Genomic DNA, 20,422 nt, shown 5'->3' with positions numbered 1-20,422 from the left:
GATCCCCTAGAAGGTGTGGCCGGCACGGAGCAGCAAATGCTCCAAGATGGGACCGAGCGACAGCACAGGAAAGAAGGTCAGAGCACCGACGATCAGGATCACTCCCGTTAGTAAGACCGTGAATAGGGGCGTTGTAACCGGGAACGTACCAGCAGACGCAGGTACGATCTTTTTGCGCGCGAGACTACCGGCCACTGCCAGCATCGGCACAATCATGAGAAAGCGTCCGATGAACATGGCTGCTGCAAGCGAACCGTTGAACCAGTGCGTGTTCGCATTCAAGCCCGCAAAGGCGGAGCCGTTGTTGCCCGTTGCCGACGTGTAGGCGTAGAGAATTTCGCCCAGTCCATGCGGACCGTGATTCGTCAGGCTGCTGAGTCCGAGATTTGGCATCAGCACGGCGACCGCAGCAAAGCCGAGAATGACGAACGGAAAGATCAGGAGATAGAGCATTGCCATCTGCACATCGAAGGCTTCGATCTTCTTGCCCAGGTATTCCGGCGTGCGGCCAACCATAAGCCCAGCGATGAACACCGCCATGATGACGAACACCAGCATTCCGTAGAGCCCTGCACCCACTCCACCGAAGACGATCTCGCCCAGCAGGATGTTCACCATGGGAACCATGCCGCCGAGCGGTGTGAAGCTGTCGTGCATGCTGTTCACCGCACCGCAACTTGCGTCCGTGGTCACTGTAGCGAAAAGGGCTGAGTTCGCAATGCCAAACCGCACCTCCTTGCCTTCCATATTTCCGCCGGACTGCGTCAGCGACACATGCTGATCGACTCCATGCAGAAGAGGGTTGGGCTGCACCTCTGCCCAGTAGCAGGTCGCAACTCCGCCAGCCCACAACACAACCATGGCAGCCAATACCGCCCATCCATGCCGAGGAGATCTGACCATCTGTCCCAGCGTGATTGCGAGCCCGGCAGGCAGAAGGAAGATGGACAGCATTTGCAGAAAGTTCGACAACGGCGTGGGATTTTCAAACGGGTGCGAGCTGTTGGCGTTGAAGAATCCTCCACCATTGGTGCCGAGCATCTTAATTGCCTCCTGCGAAGCAACGGGGCCTTGCGCAATGGTCTGCGTCGCGACGAGTGCGGCCTTACCGTCGGCGCCCATGACTTTTTGCGTCTCGACCAACGTGGCCGTGTCGTAGGGGCGGAAGTTCTGCACAACCCCCTGCGACACAAGCGCAAGCGCAAAGACGAACGAGATCGGCAGCAACACCCAGAACGAGCCGCGTGTGAGGTCGACCCAGAAGTTTCCCAGGCGATCCGTCTCGCGCCGTGCAATGCCGCGGATGAACGCGATCGCCAGCGCCATGCCGACCGCCGCCGACCAGAAGTTATGGGTGGCCAGTCCGAGCATCTGTGTCAGATAGCTCATCGTGGTTTCCGGTGTATAGCTCTGCCAATTCGTGTTCGTTGTGAATGAAATGGCAGTATTCATCGCAAGCACTGGCTCCACACCGGCCAGGTGCTGGGAATTTAGCGGCAACCATTGCTGTAAACGCTCAACGACATAAGTCAGCAGTAGGGTGACTGCGCTAAACACGAGCATCGACGCACCGTATTCTGTCCAGCGCATCTCGTGCTCAGGGTTGATGTGCGTGACTCGGTACAGAACGCGCTCACAGGGCAGAAGAAATACGTCAAGAAATGTCTTGCGTCTTTCGAATACCTGGGTGAGATAGCTTCCCATCGGCTTGGCGAGCAGTAACACGCAAGCCATGTGCAGCACGATCTGTAACCAGCCATTCAATGACATCAGAACTTCTCCGGGCGAAGTAAGGCGTACAAGAGATAGAGCAGGAGTAAAAATGAGAGTCCGAGCAGGCTGACGTTCAGAATCATCGCCGGTCCCCTTTCAAGGAAGCGCAGGCACGGATGTAGAGCAGAGCCAACACGAAAAAAAAGCGCCAGGCAAACGAGCAGGATTACGTCCACCATCGGTTTCTCCTTACCAACTACCCTGCTTTGTACCCCACCAGTAGACGAGCCCGAGAGTGGCCGTTGTCTGTGCCTGAGACAGGACACTGGGTCTGTCCGTCAGAAAGAAGCGCTGGTTGGAGAAGTCTCGGCGGTATTCTCCGCGAATCAGGAAGGAAGGCGCGAGCAGATGGTCCAGCACAATCGTGCCTTCCTTCAATGCCTGAGTCGATCCACTAAACAGGCCACCACGATCATCGAGATACTCGAACCGCGCCCCAATGTTTGAGCTGTAAGGTAAGGCGTACTTCGCCGCGAGGCTGCCGATGGCAACACGCCCGGGCTTCTGCTCAGCAAACGTCCGGCTCACAACGAAGTCAGCCTCTGGCACGAGTGTCAGCTTCTTGATCGGCGCCCAGGTCGCATACGTGTCGAAGATATGCTCACGGCCGTTCGGAGCAGGCGAAATATTTTGCGCTGGCAGCCCAGGCTGCGTTGGAGAAGACGGCAGACCTGGATTGAGTGTGGCCTGCACATCCCGGGCTTCCTGTCCGAAGTAGTAGTTCACGTTCCAACTGAGAGTGCTGGAAGGCTTGATAGTGAACAGAAAGGCCTGCGATTTAAAGCCGTTCAGGTCTTCTGTGTCGTTTGCACCATTCACCAGCCAGTACGCCACATTGAGTTTCGTCGTGACGTTATAGCTCGCGCGCATGCCCGTGTGATAGAACGGCAAGTAATAGAAGCTGTAAGCACGTGAGTACGCGATCTGGTCCTTGGTGTAATTGCCTTCGTTCCCAAGCGAGCTAGCCCACTTTCCGAAGTCTATCTGCAATCCCGAACCGACCGGCGCCAGATAGCTGCCGTAAGCCTGGAAAAGATTCCGCCAAACCTGTGGACGTTGTTCGTTGGCAGGGGATCCTTGGAGCGTCTCTGTAGCTTGTCCGAACTGCAGGTCCAGACGTCCGCCCATGCGTTCGGCAGGTGTGGGCAAATGCTCGATGATGATGCTAGCCTGGTTAATGTTGAAGCTATTTGAGGTTACATCATAAGCGCGCAGCAGGTTGACGCGGCCAGTCGGCGAGTTGAAGTTATACCCGTAATAGCCGTCGAGCCCCAAGCTCAGGTTCGTTCCTCGGAGAAAAGCCAGATTTGAACGATCCTCAACCGCCAGGGTCGACACGCTGCTCGGCGTCTCTGGTTTAGCCGATGTAGAAGCGGTACCAGGGGGCAGAGTTGGCGCCGCGGTGCTCTCGAGCGCATTCAGCCGGGCAGAGATGGCGTTCAGCTGCTGGTGCAACTCTCGTATCTCTGCATCGCGCTGCTCCGCAGTCAACGTCGATTGAGCGTTGACCGACTGTGCAAAGTATGGGTCCGCACTGCCGAACAACAGCCACAAGATCATCAAGGGGAGTTTCATTACGACCTCGCTACTGATTCAACAAGCAGTGGTCGTTGAAAGTCCGTAGAGAAGCCGTTAAGAGTTCATAAAGAGGGGTAGATCAGAATTCGTTGGGCAATGACCTGGGGTCGAAACGGTAGCCGACCCACGGTTCACTATGGATATATCTCGTGCCGTTCGGCACTTCGATTTTCTTGCGAAGAGCTGCGATTAAAACTCGGAGATACTCAGGCTGACCCTCCGCAGAGGGGCCCCACACTGCTTTCAACAGCGATTTATGGGTGAGCACGCGGCCGGGTGAGCGTGCGAACAGCAGTAGAAGATCAAACTCCTTCGGCGTCAGGTGAACAGCCACTCCTCGCACCTCCACGATGTGAGCATCCTCATCGATGCTGAACTCACCCAGTTCAATGCGGGCTGACACCCTCAGACCGCTGGAGTCTGCCCTGCGTAGCTGCGCACGGATCCTCGCCAGCAGCTCTGGCACACTGAACGGCTTCGTCAGGTAATCGTCAGCACCTTCGTCGAGCGCTTCCACCTTCATCGCGTCGCTGTCGCGCACACTCAGCACAATGATCGGCACCTGCGTGATCCGGCGTACTGCGCGGGTCAGTTCCAGGCCATTCATCTCGGGCATCGCGAGGTCCGTGACGATCAGGTCCGGAGAACCTTGCGTGCGCATCGCGGACAACGCGTTCACGCCATTCTCAGCCGTGCTTACGTCATAGCCTGCAGCTTCAAGCGAAGCCCGCAGCATACGCACGATCTGCCGTTCGTCGTCGACGACGAGAATGCGTTTCACATGTAGCTCCCAGTCACCCCATCTTACCTGCACCGCCACCTGCTGCCGGTCCGACAACGGACCAGCCGTACAATCGCGCCATGCACTCCGGCAGCAGAGCGACGACGGCACGCTGGGCCCTAGCAATCGGTGGGTTAGGCACGATTGTGCTCGTCTATCATCGTTGGGTTCACGTGAACCCGACGACAGTCGCACTGACACTGTTGCTCTTTATCCTGGTGCTTGCAGCCGAATGGGGACTGCGCTATGCCGTTGCGATCGCGATCGCAGCCACAGCTTTTTATAACTTCTTTTTCCTGCCCCCAGTGGGCACCTTTACCATCAGCGATCCCCAGAACTGGCTTGCCCTGTTCGCTTTCCTCGCAACAGCCGTGATCGCAAGCCGCCTGTCAGAGCGTGCACGCGAGCAGGCTGCGGATGCCGAAGCGCAGCGCCGCGAGTTGGAGATTCTCTTCTGTCTCAGCAGCGAACTGATGCAGACCGATGGCGTCGCTTCCCTGCTCACCTTCATCCCGGCAGCAGTCGCCAACGTCGCGGGTGCGCGTGGTGCCGTTTTATTTCTCGCGGAGGGCGACGGCCTGCATCCGGCCGGCGATTTCGATCTCTCGAGGCTCGAGCTATTGCAGCTTCGCAACCTGGTCGAATCCCTGCCCAGGGCCCACACTGAGGGCTCGACTCTCCGGATCCCGGTCCGCTCCGGGGTGCGGGCGACCGGGCTTTTACTTCTGCGAGATGTCGGCCTCTCCATGGCCACCGCCGATGCTATCGGCGGATTGGTGGGTATCTCGATCGATCGCGTCCAGGCACTCGATACGCTAGCTCGCGGAGAAGCGGCGAAAGAGAATGAGCGTCTACGAGCCCTGATGATCGACTCCGTCACCCACGAGTTGCTAACCCCACTCACATCGATCAAAGGGGCCGCCACTGCACTGTTGCAGTCCGGGCTGCCAGTGCAGCATGGCCATGAGTTGCTCTCCATCATCGATGAGGAGTGCGACCGAATGAACCGCCTGGTTGCGGAGGCGGTCGAGATGGCACGACTCGATGCAGCCAGCGTACGGCTCCGTATCGCTCCGTCGCCGGTCAGTGATCTGATCGAACGGGCGCTCGATGCATGCGCCTGGGTGGAGGAACAACACACTGTCAGAAAGGACATCATCCCGTCCATCGCAGTGAGAGTCGATCCGCATCTACTGGCGAAGGTTCTTTGCAACTTGCTGGAGAACGCGGCTAAGTATTCCGAACCGGGCACGCCCATCACCATTTCTGCTGGTCGCACGCGCGATGAGGTAACCATCAGCGTGACAGACCAGGGCCACGGAATCGATCCTTCGGAACAGCCGCTGATCTTCGAACGCTTCTACCGTGGCAGAGCCGGTCACTCCGTCGCTGGCGGGACAGGCATGGGCTTGGCCATCAGTCGCGCAATTGTCGAAGCCCATCAAGGACACCTCGAGGTCAGCAGCACACCCGGGAGCGGCTCCGTTTTCACCATTCTGCTTCCCACCATGTGAAGATGCGCCACGCGATGAGACTTCGCATACACTTCCAGCCGTGCAACTCGTATGCTCGCGTGTGGGCCGATGAGCCTGAGCCGCAGAGGAGTGGTGCATCAATGGATCGTCGCCAGTTCGGTCGTTTGCTTTCGCAGGGAGTCCTCACATCCACGGCGCTTCGCTTCGCGCACGGCACCACCCCTGCGCCCCGAGTGCGCACATCATGCATGCTTTGGACGCTGACGAAGATAGCGCCGTTCGAGCACGCGGTAGAGATAGTGGCTGCCGCAGGCTACCAGGGGGTCGAGCTTGTTGGCGAATTTCACCATTGGTCGCCCACTGAGCATCGCCAGTTTGTCACTCGCCTCAGATCCCTAGGACTTGTTGTGGATGCAATGAGCGGCGTTCAGGCAGGCTTTGCGGTTCCCGCTGATACTGACGCGTTCCTTGCTCAATTCAAGGCACATTTGCAGTCCGCAGAGGCGCTCGGCTGTCCCCAAGTCATTCTTCTCTCCGGACCTCGAGTAGGAGGACTCAGCATGGGGTCTCAACAGCAGACGGCGATCACAAATCTCACGCGTGCTGCCACCCTCGCCACTGAGGCGCACATCGAGATTGTCATCGAACCGATCGATCCACTGGAGAACCCTACGATTTATTTGCAGACCGTGACGGACGCCTTTGCAATTGCGCGCGCAGTGAATCGCCCAAATCTCAAGGTCCTGTACGATCTCTACCACGAGCAACGCGCGTTCGGGGATTTGATTGAGAAGATCGAGAACAACATCGACTGGATTGGTCTTATCCACGTCGCAGACGTGCCAGGCCGCCACGAGCCAGGCACCGGCGAGATCGACTACTCCAACGTCTACCGCACCTTGGCCCGACTGAAATACCACCGCTGGATCGCCATGGAGTTTTACCCCACCAGCAATCCAATCGACACGCTTCGGAACGCCCGGCTTTCAATGCAGCGTGCCTTCGCCAGCTAGCTCTCGTTCCTACGCATGTGTCTGTTCCGGTCAGCGCTCGTCCGGCTCTGGTCGGTCAGCCACATCGGCGAGGTGAGCGGCTGGCGAGGTGACGGCTTCCTCGGCTGCTTCTCCATGTGCTCGATGGGTGGCTGGGACAATCGTCTGCCCACGGTTCAGTGCAATCATCCAGCACGCTTCAGCGGATACACACATATATATGAAACTGTTACGAGAACACTTGACAAGCCACGTGCAGCCTTCTGTAAGCTCGCAGCCACCTTGCCGCTGCGTTTCGACAGGCACAGCAAGGAAGTGAGCATCCGAAGGAGCCCCCTCCCCCATGTCTCTCCCGATTCGTCTCCGGCCCTCCAGCTTCGTCGCGTACCTGGCGTTGTTCCTGCTATGTGCCGTCGCGCCTTCGCTCGCACAGACTGTCCCCGTAGGAGCGGGTTCTTACACGACGGCTCTGCCTTCCGGCCAGACAGCACCGCAATCCACTGTCTACAAGACCACCACTGGGCCCGTGCCCACGCACAAGTTCTGGACTTCAAAGTACTGGAACCCGCTTGGTACTCTGTCAAACGGCGGCCCTGTGTACATGATCCCGCAGCCACTTGCGATGCAGAGCAACGCGAATGGATTGAAGCTGGGCTACTACAACGGCGTCATCAATGGCGGCAACTACTTTTACCAGCCGTTCCAAAACGACCTGACGGTTGGCGTCACCGGCTTGAATGCCTCAGCGGTGAACGTCAGCGCCGCCCATGACTGGTCCGTCGACTTCTCGTGGGGCCCTGCGATGACGGCGACCACGGGTCGCGGCTTCCCCTTCGTCTATATCCGCACCAACGGTTCTGCACCGGTCGTCACCTTCTCCGGACAGCCAACCGTCTTCAGCCAGAACGGCGCCACGCTCGGCGTCAGCATCGGGGGCAACAACTACGGCCTGTTCTGCCCCACCGGTGGCACGTGGTCTGGTATCGGCAGCGCCACACTCACCTGCAACCTGCCCGGCGGACACAACTACTTCTCGCTCGCACTGCTGCCCAGCCAGGCGGCGCTCAGCACCTTTGCCAGCTATGCATTCTCCTTTCCCACCAACACACAGGTGAGCTTCAGCTATAACCCCGCCAACAGCGCCGTGACTACAAACTATGTTGTCTCCACGCAGGCAATGGAAGGCACCCAAACCGGCTTCCTGATGGCGCTCTACCCGCACCAATATTCGTCTCTGAGCGGCGGCGCCAACACGGCCTACACCTACGCCAGCCCGCGCGGCACGCTCAAGGTGCACAACTCCACAAGCTTCACGACAACGGACACCTACCACGGCGTGCTGCCTTTCCTGCCGCCCACCACCGGGTTCAACAAAGCCACACTAACGGGTCTGCTGGACAGCGTGGCCAGCGAGTCGAACCACTTCGGCGCCGACGACACCTATGGATTGGGCAAACAGTTTGGCCGCATCGGTCAGTTGTTGCCGCTTGCAGTGACAGCCGGCGATACCAACGCCCTGAACAACTTCCGCAGTACGCTTGAAGCCAAGATGCAGTCGTGGTTTCAGGCACCTGCTGGCAAGAGCTCTGACCTCTTCTACTACGACAGTAATTGGGGCACGCTGATTGGCTACCCTGCCAGCTACGGCTCCAATGACGCTCTGAATGACCATCACTTTCATTACGGATACTGGATCCATGCAGCTGCTCTCACTGGCTTGACAGACCCCAACTGGATTGCCAGCAACAACTGGGGTGGCATGGTGGAACAGTTGCGGCAGGACATCGCGAATACCGATCGCAGCAGCAGTCAATACCCTTACCTGCGCTACTTCGATGTGTATGGCGGCCACGCGTGGGCGTCCGGGCAGGCACCTTTTGGCGATGGCGTAAACGAGGAGTCAAGCTCGGAAGCGGTCAACGCATGGGTCGGCCTCATCCTTTACGGTGCCGCCACTGGCAATACGCAGGTGAGAGACACCGGGATTTGGCTCTACACGCTAGAAACAAACTCGGTGCAGGATTACTGGTTCAATGACGGCCCGGTGCCTAGCTTTCCTGCCGGCTTCAACCACACCACGATTGCGAATGTCTTCGACGGTAAAGGCGACACCGGCACCTTCTTCGGCGCGCAGCCAGACTTCGAACACGGCATTGAATTCCTTCCCTTCACCGGCGGCTCTATGTACCTGGGCCGCGATCCCGCATACGTGCAGCGCAATTACAACGAGTTGTACGCCGCCAATGGGAACAGTGTCGGCCCGGACTGGCCAGATCTGATGGAGGAGTTTGAAGCTTTCGTGAATCCATTGGACGCATTGAACCAGTGGAACAATACCACCTATACCTTCGACGGCGAGACGCGCGCGCATGAATACTACTGGCTCAACGAGCTGCTCAGCCTGGGTCAGGTCAACTATAACGTCACAGCCAATACGCCGCTCTACTCCGTCTTCAGAAACCCCACCACTGGCGCAGTGACCCACAGCGCCTACAACCCTGGCACCAGCTCTATCTCTGTTGCATTCAGTGATGGCTACACACTGGCAGTACCCGCGGGCAGCATCAGCAGTGAGTTCGGCAGCGTCAGCCTGAGTGGTGGCACCAGCACCATCACTCCTCCGCCTGCCGCACCGGCCGCGCCCACCAGTCTGACGGCCACTGCTTCGTCCACCAGCCAAATCAACCTGAGCTGGAGCGCCAGCAGCACATCCGGAGTGACATACAACATCTACTACTCCACGACCGGCGGCTTCACCCCGTCCTCATCCAACCGTCTGGCAACCAATGTCACCGTCACAAATGTCGCAGTCACCGGGCTGGCCGGCTCCACGACATACTACTTCATCGTGCGCGCAGCCAACTCTGCGGGAGAGTCCGCTTCGTCCAACCAAGCCGCTGCTACGACACAGTCTGCGGGAGGAGCCAGCGGTGCGCCCATCTATATCAACACTGGGGGCAATGCTGCCGGCACATGGATCGCCGATGTGGACTTCACCGGCGGCACAGTCGCGACGCCTGTCTCCGCCACCATTGACACTTCGCTGATCCCTTCCCCAGTGCCACCACAGGCCGTCTACCAGACGGAACGGTATGGAGCCATGACCTACACGGTCGGCGGACTGACGGCTGGACGTACCTACACTGTCCAGCTACATTTTGCGGAAACCTATTGGAATTCTGCCGGACAACGCAAATTCAACGTGCTGATCAATGGAGTCCAGAAGCTCACCGACTTCGACATCCTCGCAAACGCCGGCGCCACTAATAAGGCGATCGAACAGAACTTCTCCGCAACTCCGGATGGCAAGAACACCATCAACATCCAGTTCACGGTCGGTTCTGCGGACCAGCCGAAGATCGACGCTATCGCGATCTTTTAGTGACTTGGGCAAACACCAAGAGGAACGGCCCGGGAGAGATCGAAGGACCTCTCCCGAGCACCATCCCATCATCGCCAATACCTGCAATCCCATCTACACCGAAACGCTCCGGTAGTGATCTGCTGCACGTCGTCTCTTCCGGAGTATCTTCAGCGACTGTCACATGACTCGCGTCTGGCTGAAGGGTTTGTTTCTTACGGATGAACGCAGCGTTGTGAGTCATGGACAAACTGATGCGTGCGTGAGCACAGAAAGCTGACGCTTAGCGAGGTCCGGTGCATCTAGTAAACCGGGGGATCAATGCTAAACGGCAAGATGGTAGCGATTACGGGCGCGACAGCGGGATCGGCCAGGCGACAGCCCTTTATCTCGCTCAAATGGGAGCAAAGCTAGTACTCGGGGCGAGACACGAAGAACAACTGGTGAAGGTAGTTGAAGACATCGTCGCCAAGGGCGGTCATGCACGTTATCGAGTCACGGACGCAAGCAAGAGAGCAGACCTGGAGGCTCTGGTGGCGCTAGCGCAGGAAACCTTCGGTCGCCTCAATGCGCTCTTCAGCAATGCTGGTGCAATGCCAATCGGACCCTTGGATGACCTTGCCGTGGATGATTGGGAGCGCATGATTGACATAAATCTTAAGGGCGTATTGTTCGGGATTGCTGCTGCTCTCCCTGTATTTCGCCAGCAAGGGTTTGGATATTTTATTCACACTGGTTCTACAGCAGCCCGGAAGACAGTTCCCAATCAAGTCGTTTATTCGGCTACCAAAGCAGCTGTTCTGGCGATATCTGACGGCCTAAGACAAGAACTGGCGGGAAAGATACGAGTAAGCGTGATCTCACCAGGTTTACCGATACGGCTTTCAGTGACCACGTGAGGAGCCTGGAGACGAAAGAGCAGTTGAAGAGAGCAGCCGAAAACTTCGCTATGCGCCCTGAAGCAGTAGCGCATGCCGTCGCCTATGTACTGGAACAGCCAAACGACGTCAACGTGGGCGAGGTCGTCCTCCGTTCCGTTGTTCAACCCTGATCGTGCAGGCTTGTTGAGAAAAGAAGAACGACCGCCGCCGATACACATTCATAGAGCAGCGGCGATCGTTTCTCCTAGATAGCCGATGTGGCTATTGCGTTGCTCGCATGAGCATCAGGAAGCGCGGAATGTCTCGTGGCCGCGATCTATCCAGGGCTGGAACAGGGCTGCCGGCCAGTTTGGATCTATGTCCGATACACGTTCCAGGCATTTCCATATGCCATTTCGCCTTTCGAACTTGTCCCGGTAGGTGCCAGTCGAAACTACTCCTTGGCCCTCAGCCTTCCAGTTCACGCACCAGCGCCACTGTGCCGTTGCAAACGTTCCATTCCCCTCGATTTCGAAACACCCCATAGTATGAAACCACTTGTCCAGCGGAAAGACACTATGAGCATAGTCAAACATCTGCTTCAAGCCTTCGGCTCCTGTAAAGACCGAATGACGCAGATCGTTGACAACGAAGCTTCCCTCCGGCCAGTAAAGGTCCAGGTATTTGTCGACGGACTCACGTCCCCAAGGGGTGTCGATACGACGCTGATGCTGGTTCAGTTGTTCGAATATGGTGAATCGGTGTTCGGTAGTCAGCACGCTCTGGTCAGCCACTAGCTCTCCTTTGCAAGTTAGTCTTGACGTCAAGTATATCTCTAAGCTATATCACATCTCTTACAAGCGGCGGTGAAGAGGCATCGCTAGCAATCAGCTCAGAGCGTCTGAGTCTTGAACTGTGGAAAAGGGTCGAAGCTTACATGCCCTCGACCCGCTTCTCGACACATGAACTTAAGGTTAAACACCGACCCTTAGCTGTTTCAGTACGGCGTCCGCAGTCACCCCAGCTGAGACCTGTTGCTGCCCTGTGATCAGGTTCCCATCGACGACGACGTGCGGCGTCCATGCCGGTAGCGACAGGTACCGCGCGCCTGCCAACCGGAGGCGGTCCTCCAAGAGCCATGGAGCATTTCCGGCAAAAGTCGCCTGGTTCTCTTCCTCGTTGCTGAATCCGGTTAGCTGGCGATCCTTGAAGAGCCATGTTCCATCTTCGCGATGTGCGGAGAGGAAGCCGGCTGGGCCGTGGCAAACGGCGGCAACTATCTTGCTCGGATTGTCCAGCATTTGTGCGAGGAGCTTGCCGACAGTGGGATGTACGGCCATGTCCTGCATCGGGCCGTGCCCCCCAACCAGGAAGACCACATCGTAGGCTTCGGACTTTACGTCTTCCAGGCGCAACGGCGCACTCAGCAAGCTGTCCACATCCATCAAATACTTCTTCTGCGCGGTGACCGACTCCGGATCATTGTTGTTGTACGCCACACTGAAGCTGAGTGGATCCACGGTGGGTTTGACACCGCCGGGGGTTGCAACATGTACCGCGAATCCATTCTTTGTGAATTTCTGGTGTGGGGCTACGAACTCCTCCGACCAGAAGCCTGTTGGGTGTGGGAAGCCGTTCTTCATCGTCCAAACCGTGGCTCCAGTAAGGACCATCAGCACTGCTGGCATTTGTTTCTCCTTGTGGTGGATGATCGGGGCGGAGTTAAACGGCACCAGTTGACAGCCCGGCACCAATCTCGAGACAGGTATTTGACAGCGTTTGCCAAGGGCGGCCCTTGCCGCAAAATCAGGTTACGTCCGGTAGTCCTTGACGTCAAGATATGCACGCATTCGAGTGGGCGCTTCCCGAATTGTGATTCACTGTCCAGGAAGGAAAAGTGTCTAGTGCTGAGTTGAGCTGATTCGTTTTTTCGGCCTGCTCTGCAAGATAACGGTGGATATCTGTTACGACAGCAGATCCCTCGCCCGCGGCCGACGCAACTCGCTTCACCGATCCGGCACGCACATCACCCACCGCGTAGACTCCTCTCACGTTTGTCGCGTACGGGCTCTCTTCAAACCCGTGTGTACTTCCGGTCAGCACGAACCCCTTCTCGTCGAGAGCTATTATGTTCTGCAACCATGCTGAGTTTGGCCGTGCACCAATCATGACAAACATGTTCTCCACCATGTACACCTGCCGCTCCTCTGTCCGGCGGTTAACTAGGCCGACGCGCTCCAATGAGGCGTTCCCGTCGAGGAAGTCCACCTCAGTTTCCGTATGCACCGTGATGCGCGAGGAGGATTTGATCCGCGCGATGAGGTACTGCGACATAGTGGCTGCCAAAGAGTCACGTCGCACCACAAGATGCACACGCGTAGCGGAGGTGGAGAGAAACAAGGCTGCTTGCCCTGCGGAGTTTCCTCCACCTACGACTACAAGTTCACGATTCCTGCAAAGCTTCGCTTCCATACCGGTCGCGGCATAGTGAATCCCGCGGTGCTCGAAGCGGTCATATCTGGGTAACGCCAATGTGCTGTAGGCCGCGCCCGTGGCGATCACAACGGCACGACAGCGGACGGCGGTGCCATCAGAGAGCTCCAGTCGGTGCCAGCCATGCGCCTGCTGCAACGACACGACATTACGGGAAACCACCATGCGTGCGCCAAACTTGTGCGCCTGGATCTGTGCACAGGTGGCAAGTTCGAGGCCCGATACTCCGCTTGGGAAGCCAAGGTAATTCTCGATCCGTGAACTTGTGCCGGCCTGTCCGCCTGGCGCGATCCCCTCGACAACAAGGATCGAGAGGCCTTCCGAGGCTCCGTACACAGCTGCTGCCAGTCCGGACGGGCCGGCGCCGACAATGACCACGTCATATGTGGACTCAGGCTGGATCGCGTCCGTAATCCCAAGTGCATCCGCAAGCACCGCTATGCTCGGACGCCGTAAGACCGTGCCATCCGCCAGCACCACAGCCGGGAATGCATTGCACTCCCCTCCGTTCACTCCGCAGTCTTCCTCTCCGGAAAGGCGCCCCGTGCACTTCACTAGCCGGTGAGGTTGACTATTTCGCGTCAGAAACCGCTGTAGCTCAATGGTGCGCGCATCCTTGCTTTCGCCAAGCAACACGATGTCCGAAACAGACTCCTCGATCAAAGCGATGCGCCGCCAGATCGCCGCTCGAAGTATTAGGTTGGCAATGTCACCTTCCGCAGCCATCACCTCGCGCAGCTCTGCATGTCGCACGCGTAGCAGCACGCAATCCGTGGCTGCATACCCATTCGCGACGGTGTGGCGCGAGGTGATCAAATCCAACTCGCCGGTGAACTCGTGCGCGCGCTGCGTTGCGACCAGTGTTCGCTTGTTGTCTTCGTCAAGGGCAAAGACTTGTACCGTGCCCTTCAGGATGACAAACATGTCGGCCTGACGCAGCCCGACTGCGAAAATTTGGGTGTCTGCGGTGACGTGTTCTACCGTGCCATAAGCCCGTAAGCGCTGCACCATTTCCTCCGTCAGCAAAGGAAAAGCAACTTCGGGGCGATACTTCGACAGAGCTTGCAGATCGCGCGGCTTGGACGATTCGTGACTCATTGCTCCCCCAGAACTTCCACGGCAACCCGTACAGATCAGATCAGGACGGCAGCACAGTGGGCGGCGATGATGTGAGCAGCTTCAGGCCAAAGCTGAAGGCCTAAACGGACACGACTATGCTTGAACGCTCCATCGGGTGAGTTGTCGCGCCGAACTCCTTGTCGCGCGCATGCCTCCGCGAACGGTTTGCTGGAGTAGACGACCGTGGGGCCTGTCTTGAGGGCAGGTCGTGAGGGTGTCATAGGCATAAAGCAAAAACCACAGGTGGAAAATCATCTCGATCACGGCTGACCTCGCATTCCATACGTTTGAAGAACGGTTGCGGGTTGAGCAGGAGCAGACAAAATCGTCACTCGCATTGGATCAGGGCAACGTTGCGGGGATCATCGCCAACCCAAAGCAAGTTGTTTGCCTCAGGCGCTCAGACTCTGAGCAGGTGTGTCCTGCCAACGAATACTCGGCACCGACGGCACCGAACGCCCCAAACCAGGGCTGAAGCCGCTGCCTGCCTCTACGTTCCCGCGGCTGTGCCTTTCGGCTTTCGCTGGAGCGCCAGATGAATTTCGTTCAGCAAGGCATCGCTGCGGACCGGTTTTCTGAGGAATCCAGAAGCGCCCGCCTTCATCACCCGGTCGCGAATGGCCGCGTCCCCATGGCCGGAGATAAACACGATAGGGATGTCGTCGCCGCGGTCGCGCAGGCGCGCCTGTAGCTCGATGCCGCTCATCCCTGGCATGCGGATATCCAAAACAAGGCATTTGGTATCGGCTTGGTGAGGCGACTTCAAATACGCCTCCGCCGACGGAAACGTATCGACCGCAAAGCTTGCTGCCTTCAGGATACTGCGGAGCGCCTCACGAAGATCTTCGTCGTCGTCCACGATGGCGATGACTCCGATCCGTTGAATGTGCTCGCCCATGATAACCGTCCAGTCTGTCGCTTGCTTTCGCCCTCGACAAGACCAAGGCTACCCGCTCGAGCACGCCAATCCCATCCTGCTTTAGGACGAGACCGCTGATCACTTCCGCTGGGCCGACCGCAGCTTTTCGACCATCCGCACCAGATGCGCCAGCGACTCAGCACGCGTCTTCTCCATGAGGTGTGCACGATGAGTCTTCACCGTCAGCTCGCTCATACCCAATTCATCCGCGATCTGTTTATTCAGCAGCCCTGCCACGACGAGATGCATCACTTCCCTCTCGCGTGGCGTCAGCGAACCTAAGCGCTCGCGCAAGTCCGCGAGCTCGGCTTGCTGCGCCCGCAGTTCGCGGTCATACGCAATCGCTTTCTGTACGGCATCCAGCAGGTCTTGTCCATGTACAGGCTTGGTCAGGAATTCACGCGCCCCATCCTTCATCGCCCGCACAGTCATGGGGATGTCGCCGTATCCGGTGATGAAGATGATCGGGATGGCGATATCCGATTCGGCCAGGCTACGCTGAAACTCAAGCCCACTTACCCCGGGCATGCGCACGTCCAGAAGCAGGCACGCCGGCGCATTTGGCCGCTTCGCTTTCATAAAATCAGCTGGCGAAGCGTAGGTCTCCACCCGGAGTCCTACTGATCGGATGAGGCTCTGCATGCCAGCGCGAATGAGTGCGTCATCATCAATGACGTACACGATCGGATCGGGCTCTTTCATCCGGCCTCTCCAGCACCGACCGGTATCGTGAAAGCAAAGGTCGATCCCTGGCCAAACTCAGACTCCACCCAGAGCCGTCCGCCATGCGCCTCAACAATCGACCGGCTGATCGCTAGTCCCATCCCGATGCCCTGCGCGCGTGTCGTAAAGAAGGGCTCGAAGAGCTTCGCCATAGCTTCAGTCGCCACACCAACCCCTGTGTCTGCCACGCTCGTGTAGACACGTGTGTCGTTCTCCATCGAGGTATGCACCGTCAGCCGGCGAGGCCGCCCGCTTACCTGGCTCATCGCCTCAATTCCATTCGAAACGAGATTCGCAATCACTTGCTGGAGTTGAATCTGGTCTGCCCGAACGAGCGGCAGATTCCGGGCCAAATCAGTGACTACCCTGATCTCGTTCCGTTGCAGTTGGTCCCCCGATAGCGCCAACATCTCCACGATCACCTGATTCAGATCGACAGGTTCGCGATTGGTAGGGGTATTGCTGATGAGCGAGCGAATCCGACTGATCACCTCAGAGGCGCGGGTGGCGCCTTGGACCGCGCGCGATGCCGCTGATTTCGCCTCGATAAGATCTGGACGTTCGCTATTCAACCATGCCACGCACGCATCCGCATTCGCCACAACGGCTGCAATGGGCTGATTCACTTCATGTGCGATCGAGGCGGCCAGCTCCCCGATAGTGGTGATGCGTGTCACACGCGCCAACTCAGTCCGCGCCAACTGCAGCGATTCCTCTGCACGTTCCCGTTCGCGAATCTGGCGCGTGAGCGCACTATTCGCATCAGCCAGGGACTTCTCCGTCCTTTTGCGCCATGTGACGACCACATTGGCGAGCACCTGTATTAGCACGAAGGCCAGGGCGAACGGGATATCCTCACGCCGTATCTGTGGGGACCGTAGCGGAGGAATGAAGTAGTACAGGACCAGAACCATGCTCAGGCCCGTTGCCAGCCACCCAGGCCCACGCCCTTTGAACCAGTTGCTCGCACCCACAGCCAGAGGAAACAGAAGCCAGAAGGGGTTTCCAAACCTCACTTCCAGAGAGAGTGAGAGCCCCAGCGCTACGCCGACAAGCGCCAGCGCAAGCGCGTAGCCCGACAGCACGCCCGCGAACGACCTCAGACTCTCCTTGATCAAACGCAGCCGCCCCTTGGGACCGTATTGCCGATCTTGTGCTGTCCGCGTTGACCGTCATCACTCGGACGCACATGCGCATGCTACAGAGCATTTGCCTTGACATCAAGCAACATCGCGCAGTGGCGCGCTCGCTGCTCCTCTGTAGCCGCACTCGCAGCCCTAACATTCGAAGAGTTGGCACTCCTATGCTGGCGACACTCACACCAACGGACAGTTTACTCGACGTCAAGATTCTTCGACATTAGAATACGCCGAGGACGCGCCAGGGTGCAGGCTGAATTTAAGCATCGAAGGGTCTTCTGCTCTGGAACACGGGCATGTCCTCGCGAGGAGCTGCAGTATTTAACTTCCTTGAACGCAGGTTACGTCCGCGGAAGCAGCGGGCTCACATCACGCAGGCCAAAGAATCGAGGCTGACATGCCACATCTTTTACGAATCGAAACAAGTCCGCGGGGCGAGTACTCCATTTCCCGGCGGCTTACGACCACTTTTGTTGAGGCGTGGACCAAGACGCATAGCGGAGCGAAGGTGGTGGATCGTGATCTGCTGAAGACCCATCTTCCGTTTATTGATCTGCCATGGATCTTCGGGGCCTATACAGCCGAGGAGCAGCATACGGCGGAGATGGCGGCAGCTCTATGCATCTCTCTAACAAGTTGATTGCGGAACTTATTAGCGCCGATGAGATCGTGCTTGGCACTTCCATGTACAACTTCTCGATCCCGGCGGTTCTGCGACATAGACATCGTCATGGCCGGCGGAAGTGCGGCAGTGGACAAAGGAGAAACGCTCCTGGACGTTTTTCTAGCAACCTACCAAAAGGAAGCGATTTCCAGCGCGAGCAAGTAAGAGATTGCGCTGCCCTGAGGCTAGCCTCGATGGCGACCCTCAGAGCAGCCAAAACTCACCAACCTGATCTTGGTTATTCCGCTTTACTGGGGTTTGCACCGATCCCGGGATAATGAGGCAGCCTTTTCGCGGTCTCCTCTTCGGATAGAAGGACGATGCCGTTCGCTTTTGCTATCGCTGTCAAAGGATCGACTCGCGTTGCAGAGATTGCGGGCAGTAAGCTCGCCGAACGTTCCTCACCAGTTCCACAACACATCTTCAATGCCCGTCCGGATGCTCTGTATATGCTCACCGGCTGGCAACGACAGGTTCTTTTAAGAAGTTGGAGTACCCGTTGCGACACGCACAAGTGCTCCTCTAGCACTGAGCGAAAACCAGATGGCTCAGTTCTTGGAGAAGGTCAAGGCCATCGCTCCAAAATACCGCACTGAACTTTTGGCTTGATCGGTCACCCTGGTAGATCTACAGCACGCTCTCGATCAAAGCACTGGCGCTGACTTCTTCGGGGCGTGGACCGCTATGAGAGCGGAGCGTTTGCGTGGTGATCGCCGCCACGCGCTAGCCACCTCCAATCGTGGGCGGCTTAATCCATGACAGGTGATCACTCGAAAAAGCAGTCTGAAAGAAGCGCGGCTGTCGCATGCCGGTTAAGTTGGCGACTAGGGAGATGATGAACTCTCCTCCGAGGGAACGGATGAGTGAACAGTCGCGTAAGGACTTCGCAAAGGTTGCGACGGCCGTGTTCGGAACAGCCATGCTGACCCAGCAAACCGTGCATGCAACAGGCATGCAGAACAACACTCCGCCCACGGCCAAGCCGCAGATTGCTGCGACACTCGTGCAGACTTTGCGGCAAACGCGCATGGCGACCTGGTGAAGGTGACGGCCCTCCTCGAACAAGAGCCGGCGATTTTCTGGTAATGAGACCGGCTAAACCAGGACCCCTACTTCGAGTATCTGTTGTTCGGGTTCAGACTCGAGCGACGGACCAGGCGCTTCCATCGTGACCGTTTGTCAACGTACGCGCGGCGTGACGGGATGCGCACCGTAATCAGAGTTCCCTGGCCAGGAGAGCTGGCGCACTGAAACTCCGCCCCAAGAACTTCGGCGCGCTCGATCATCCCACGAATCCCCCAATGACTTCTCTCGTGCGAGAACTGCCATCTCGAGCGTTCAAACCCCACGCCATCATCTTTGCAGCTGAACGTGAGATCTGAACGCGCATACCGCAACTCCACCTCGATCCTCCCAGCCTGGGAGTGGCGAAACGCATTCGTCACAGCTTCACGACCAATGTAGTACAGTTCGTCCATCACCTCTCGCTGAAGCTCCTGCGCGGATCCTTTCCTCTGGGCCACAAAGAAGACGGCAGCGGTGTTCAGATCGCGGGATAGGCTCTGCCAAGAGCTGAGCAGTTCTCCATCCGTAAGATGCTCGGCTCGCAGGGCGCTCACGCGATTCCGTCCTTCTTCGACGATCTGCTCTGCTCGAACGAGAGCCCTATCCAGAACCGGCTTCGATTCGACGTCACCGGCCAGCTTATCCGCAGCGACGTGAAACGTTAGCAGAAGTCCCTGCACGCCCTGCAGCAGCGTGTCATGCAACTCACGCGCGATCCTGATTCGTTCATCGGCCCGCTCCTCGGCCCGCATTCGTACCAGGTCCGAGACGAAGCGCACGCGAATTGTCATGCCCAGCCATATCAACGAGAGACCAGCGACAACACAGAGCGTGTCGAACCACCAGGTCTGATAGGCGCTGGGAATAACTACGAACGACGCAGCTTTGGGTTCAGTCCACCGTCCATCGCCATCGGAGGCCATCACCTCGAACCGGTACTTGCCCGGGGGCAGGTGCGTATAGATCGCCACCGCTCTGCTGCTGGCTTGTTGCCACGCTGGATCCAAGCCTGTTAATCGATACCGGTAAACCACATTTTGAGGATCGGCCTGATCAATGCCGAAATACCGAATCTCGATTGTTCTTGGATTGGGCGGAACACGTGCATTGTCAATCGCGCGTCCATCTGAATCGATTCCGAGAATGGATACTTCAGGCAGACGGGTGCTGCGGAGGTAGCGCTTGGGGTCGATATAGATGGGCCCATTCGCAGTTGCGAACCAGAGCTTGCCCTCTCTATCCAGCTGTGCTGAGTTACGAGAAAAGTAAAACTTATCGGAGCCGCGAAACTCGCCTTCGTGAAGCTCTTGCGCTGCCATGCGGTGTGTCGCATCTGCTATCGCACTCGCGATCTCACTCGAAGAAACGCGGGTGATGGCTTTCGATCCATTGAGCCAAACATTGCCGTCACGGTCTTCCGCCAGTCCCGTCACGGACGTTGCCAGTTCCGGGTTCGCAAAAAGGAGCTGTTGCCAGCGTC

The 20,422-nt window shown here is 57.7% G+C and carries 17 protein-coding genes; 6 read left to right on the top strand and 11 right to left on the bottom strand.

All coding sequences use genetic code 11. The annotated features are described in order from the left end of the window. Positions 1–6: 6 nt before the first annotated feature. The 4 genes from kdpA to AC5IJH_RS07025 all read right to left on the bottom strand — a co-directional run bounded on the left by kdpA (position 7) and on the right by AC5IJH_RS07025 (position 4,171). Complete coding sequence (gene kdpA / locus AC5IJH_RS07040) at positions 7–1,770, bottom strand: potassium-transporting ATPase subunit KdpA (protein WP_491902102.1); 1,764 nt, start codon at positions 1,768–1,770, stop codon at positions 7–9. Further along, positions 1,770–1,952 (bottom strand): K(+)-transporting ATPase subunit F, encoded by a 183-nt coding sequence (kdpF, locus tag AC5IJH_RS07035; protein WP_491902101.1) that lies wholly within the window; start codon positions 1,950–1,952, stop codon positions 1,770–1,772. Before kdpF ends, kdpA begins: the two co-directional genes overlap by 1 nt. 10 nt (positions 1,953–1,962) lie before the next feature. Beyond that, positions 1,963–3,228, bottom strand: coding sequence for an outer membrane beta-barrel protein (locus AC5IJH_RS07030; protein ID WP_491902100.1), 1,266 nt, complete (start codon positions 3,226–3,228; stop codon positions 1,963–1,965). A gap of 202 nt (positions 3,229–3,430) precedes the next feature. Then, positions 3,431–4,171, bottom strand: coding sequence for a response regulator transcription factor (locus AC5IJH_RS07025; protein WP_491902099.1), 741 nt, complete (start codon positions 4,169–4,171; stop codon positions 3,431–3,433). A gap of 41 nt (positions 4,172–4,212) precedes the next feature. Between AC5IJH_RS07025 and AC5IJH_RS07020 the strand changes: the two genes are divergently transcribed. The 4 genes from AC5IJH_RS07020 (at position 4,213) to AC5IJH_RS07005 (ending at position 10,859) form a co-directional block, all read left to right on the top strand. Further along, positions 4,213–5,646, top strand: coding sequence for a sensor histidine kinase (locus AC5IJH_RS07020; RefSeq protein WP_491902098.1), 1,434 nt, complete (start codon positions 4,213–4,215; stop codon positions 5,644–5,646). Between the two features lie 101 nt (positions 5,647–5,747). Further along, on the top strand, positions 5,748–6,620 hold the full coding sequence (locus AC5IJH_RS07015; RefSeq protein WP_491902097.1) for a TIM barrel protein: 873 nt from the start codon (positions 5,748–5,750) through the stop codon (positions 6,618–6,620). 322 nt (positions 6,621–6,942) lie between these two features. Then, the gene (locus AC5IJH_RS07010) at positions 6,943–9,981 is read left to right on the top strand and encodes a glycosyl hydrolase (protein WP_491902096.1); all 3,039 of its coding nucleotides are present in this window, start codon (positions 6,943–6,945) and stop codon (positions 9,979–9,981) included. A 275-nt stretch (positions 9,982–10,256) separates the two neighbouring features. Beyond that, positions 10,257–10,859, top strand: coding sequence for an SDR family oxidoreductase (locus AC5IJH_RS07005; protein WP_491902095.1), 603 nt, complete (start codon positions 10,257–10,259; stop codon positions 10,857–10,859). A gap of 266 nt (positions 10,860–11,125) precedes the next feature. On the opposite strand, the gene AC5IJH_RS07000 is transcribed toward AC5IJH_RS07005, so the two are convergent. The 6 genes from AC5IJH_RS07000 to AC5IJH_RS06975 form a co-directional block, all read right to left on the bottom strand. Next, positions 11,126–11,614 (bottom strand): nuclear transport factor 2 family protein, encoded by a 489-nt coding sequence (locus AC5IJH_RS07000; RefSeq protein ID WP_491902094.1) that lies wholly within the window; start codon positions 11,612–11,614, stop codon positions 11,126–11,128. A 180-nt stretch (positions 11,615–11,794) separates the two neighbouring features. Continuing rightward, positions 11,795–12,463 carry a type 1 glutamine amidotransferase domain-containing protein gene (locus tag AC5IJH_RS06995; protein ID WP_491902093.1) on the bottom strand — a complete coding sequence of 223 codons (669 nt, stop codon included), beginning with the start codon at positions 12,461–12,463 and terminating at the stop codon, positions 11,795–11,797. 190 nt (positions 12,464–12,653) lie between these two features. After that, positions 12,654–14,411 carry an FAD-dependent oxidoreductase gene (locus AC5IJH_RS06990; protein WP_491902092.1) on the bottom strand — a complete coding sequence of 586 codons (1,758 nt, stop codon included), beginning with the start codon at positions 14,409–14,411 and terminating at the stop codon, positions 12,654–12,656. 511 nt (positions 14,412–14,922) lie between these two features. Continuing rightward, positions 14,923–15,330 carry a response regulator gene (locus AC5IJH_RS06985; protein ID WP_491902091.1) on the bottom strand — a complete coding sequence of 136 codons (408 nt, stop codon included), beginning with the start codon at positions 15,328–15,330 and terminating at the stop codon, positions 14,923–14,925. 99 nt (positions 15,331–15,429) lie between these two features. Continuing rightward, complete coding sequence (locus AC5IJH_RS06980; protein WP_491902090.1) at positions 15,430–16,053, bottom strand: response regulator transcription factor; 624 nt, start codon at positions 16,051–16,053, stop codon at positions 15,430–15,432. Then, on the bottom strand, positions 16,050–17,159 hold the full coding sequence (locus tag AC5IJH_RS06975; RefSeq protein ID WP_491902164.1) for a sensor histidine kinase: 1,110 nt from the start codon (positions 17,157–17,159) through the stop codon (positions 16,050–16,052). Before AC5IJH_RS06975 ends, AC5IJH_RS06980 begins: the two co-directional genes overlap by 4 nt. A gap of 451 nt (positions 17,160–17,610) precedes the next feature. Between AC5IJH_RS06975 and AC5IJH_RS06970 the strand changes: the two genes are divergently transcribed. Together AC5IJH_RS06970 and AC5IJH_RS06965 are read left to right on the top strand one after the other, a co-directional pair. Then, entirely contained in the window at positions 17,611–17,853 is a 243-nt protein-coding gene (locus AC5IJH_RS06970) for an NAD(P)H-dependent oxidoreductase (protein WP_491902089.1), read from the top strand. An 883-nt stretch (positions 17,854–18,736) separates the two neighbouring features. Next, complete coding sequence (locus tag AC5IJH_RS06965; RefSeq protein WP_491902088.1) at positions 18,737–18,919, top strand: hypothetical protein; 183 nt, start codon at positions 18,737–18,739, stop codon at positions 18,917–18,919. 67 nt (positions 18,920–18,986) lie between these two features. Here the strand turns inward: AC5IJH_RS06965 and AC5IJH_RS06960 are convergent. Further along, positions 18,987–20,422 (bottom strand): ATP-binding protein (locus AC5IJH_RS06960; protein WP_491902087.1); only part of this gene is annotated, 1,436 nt, incomplete at its 5' end.

Origin of the sequence: Candidatus Dedyshia acidiphila, assembly GCF_051025295.1 — a bacterium.
GTDB lineage: Bacteria > Acidobacteriota > Terriglobia > Terriglobales > Acidobacteriaceae > KBS-83.
Note: the sequence above shows the minus strand (reverse complement) of the source record. Positions and strands in the feature narration are given on the sequence as shown.

What these genes read in the sequence shown, in the direction of transcription:
- AC5IJH_RS07015 (WP_491902097.1), top strand. Translation starts at nt 5,748, where the DNA reads ATGGATCGTCGCCAGTTCGGTCGTTTGCTTTCGCAGGGAGTCCTCACA.
- kdpF (WP_491902101.1), bottom strand. Translation starts at nt 1,952, where the DNA reads ATGGTGGACGTAATCCTGCTCGTTTGCCTGGCGCTTTTTTTTCGTGTT.
- AC5IJH_RS06965 (WP_491902088.1), top strand. Translation starts at nt 18,737, where the DNA reads ATGAGTGAACAGTCGCGTAAGGACTTCGCAAAGGTTGCGACGGCCGTG.
- AC5IJH_RS06985 (WP_491902091.1), bottom strand. Translation starts at nt 15,330, where the DNA reads ATGGGCGAGCACATTCAACGGATCGGAGTCATCGCCATCGTGGACGAC.
- kdpA (WP_491902102.1), bottom strand. Translation starts at nt 1,770, where the DNA reads ATGTCATTGAATGGCTGGTTACAGATCGTGCTGCACATGGCTTGCGTG.
- AC5IJH_RS06990 (WP_491902092.1), bottom strand. Translation starts at nt 14,411, where the DNA reads ATGAGTCACGAATCGTCCAAGCCGCGCGATCTGCAAGCTCTGTCGAAG.
- AC5IJH_RS06980 (WP_491902090.1), bottom strand. Translation starts at nt 16,053, where the DNA reads ATGAAAGAGCCCGATCCGATCGTGTACGTCATTGATGATGACGCACTC.
- AC5IJH_RS06970 (WP_491902089.1), top strand. Translation starts at nt 17,611, where the DNA reads ATGCCACATCTTTTACGAATCGAAACAAGTCCGCGGGGCGAGTACTCC.
- AC5IJH_RS07020 (WP_491902098.1), top strand. Translation starts at nt 4,213, where the DNA reads ATGCACTCCGGCAGCAGAGCGACGACGGCACGCTGGGCCCTAGCAATC.
- AC5IJH_RS06995 (WP_491902093.1), bottom strand. Translation starts at nt 12,463, where the DNA reads ATGAAGAACGGCTTCCCACACCCAACAGGCTTCTGGTCGGAGGAGTTC.
- AC5IJH_RS07010 (WP_491902096.1), top strand. Translation starts at nt 6,943, where the DNA reads ATGTCTCTCCCGATTCGTCTCCGGCCCTCCAGCTTCGTCGCGTACCTG.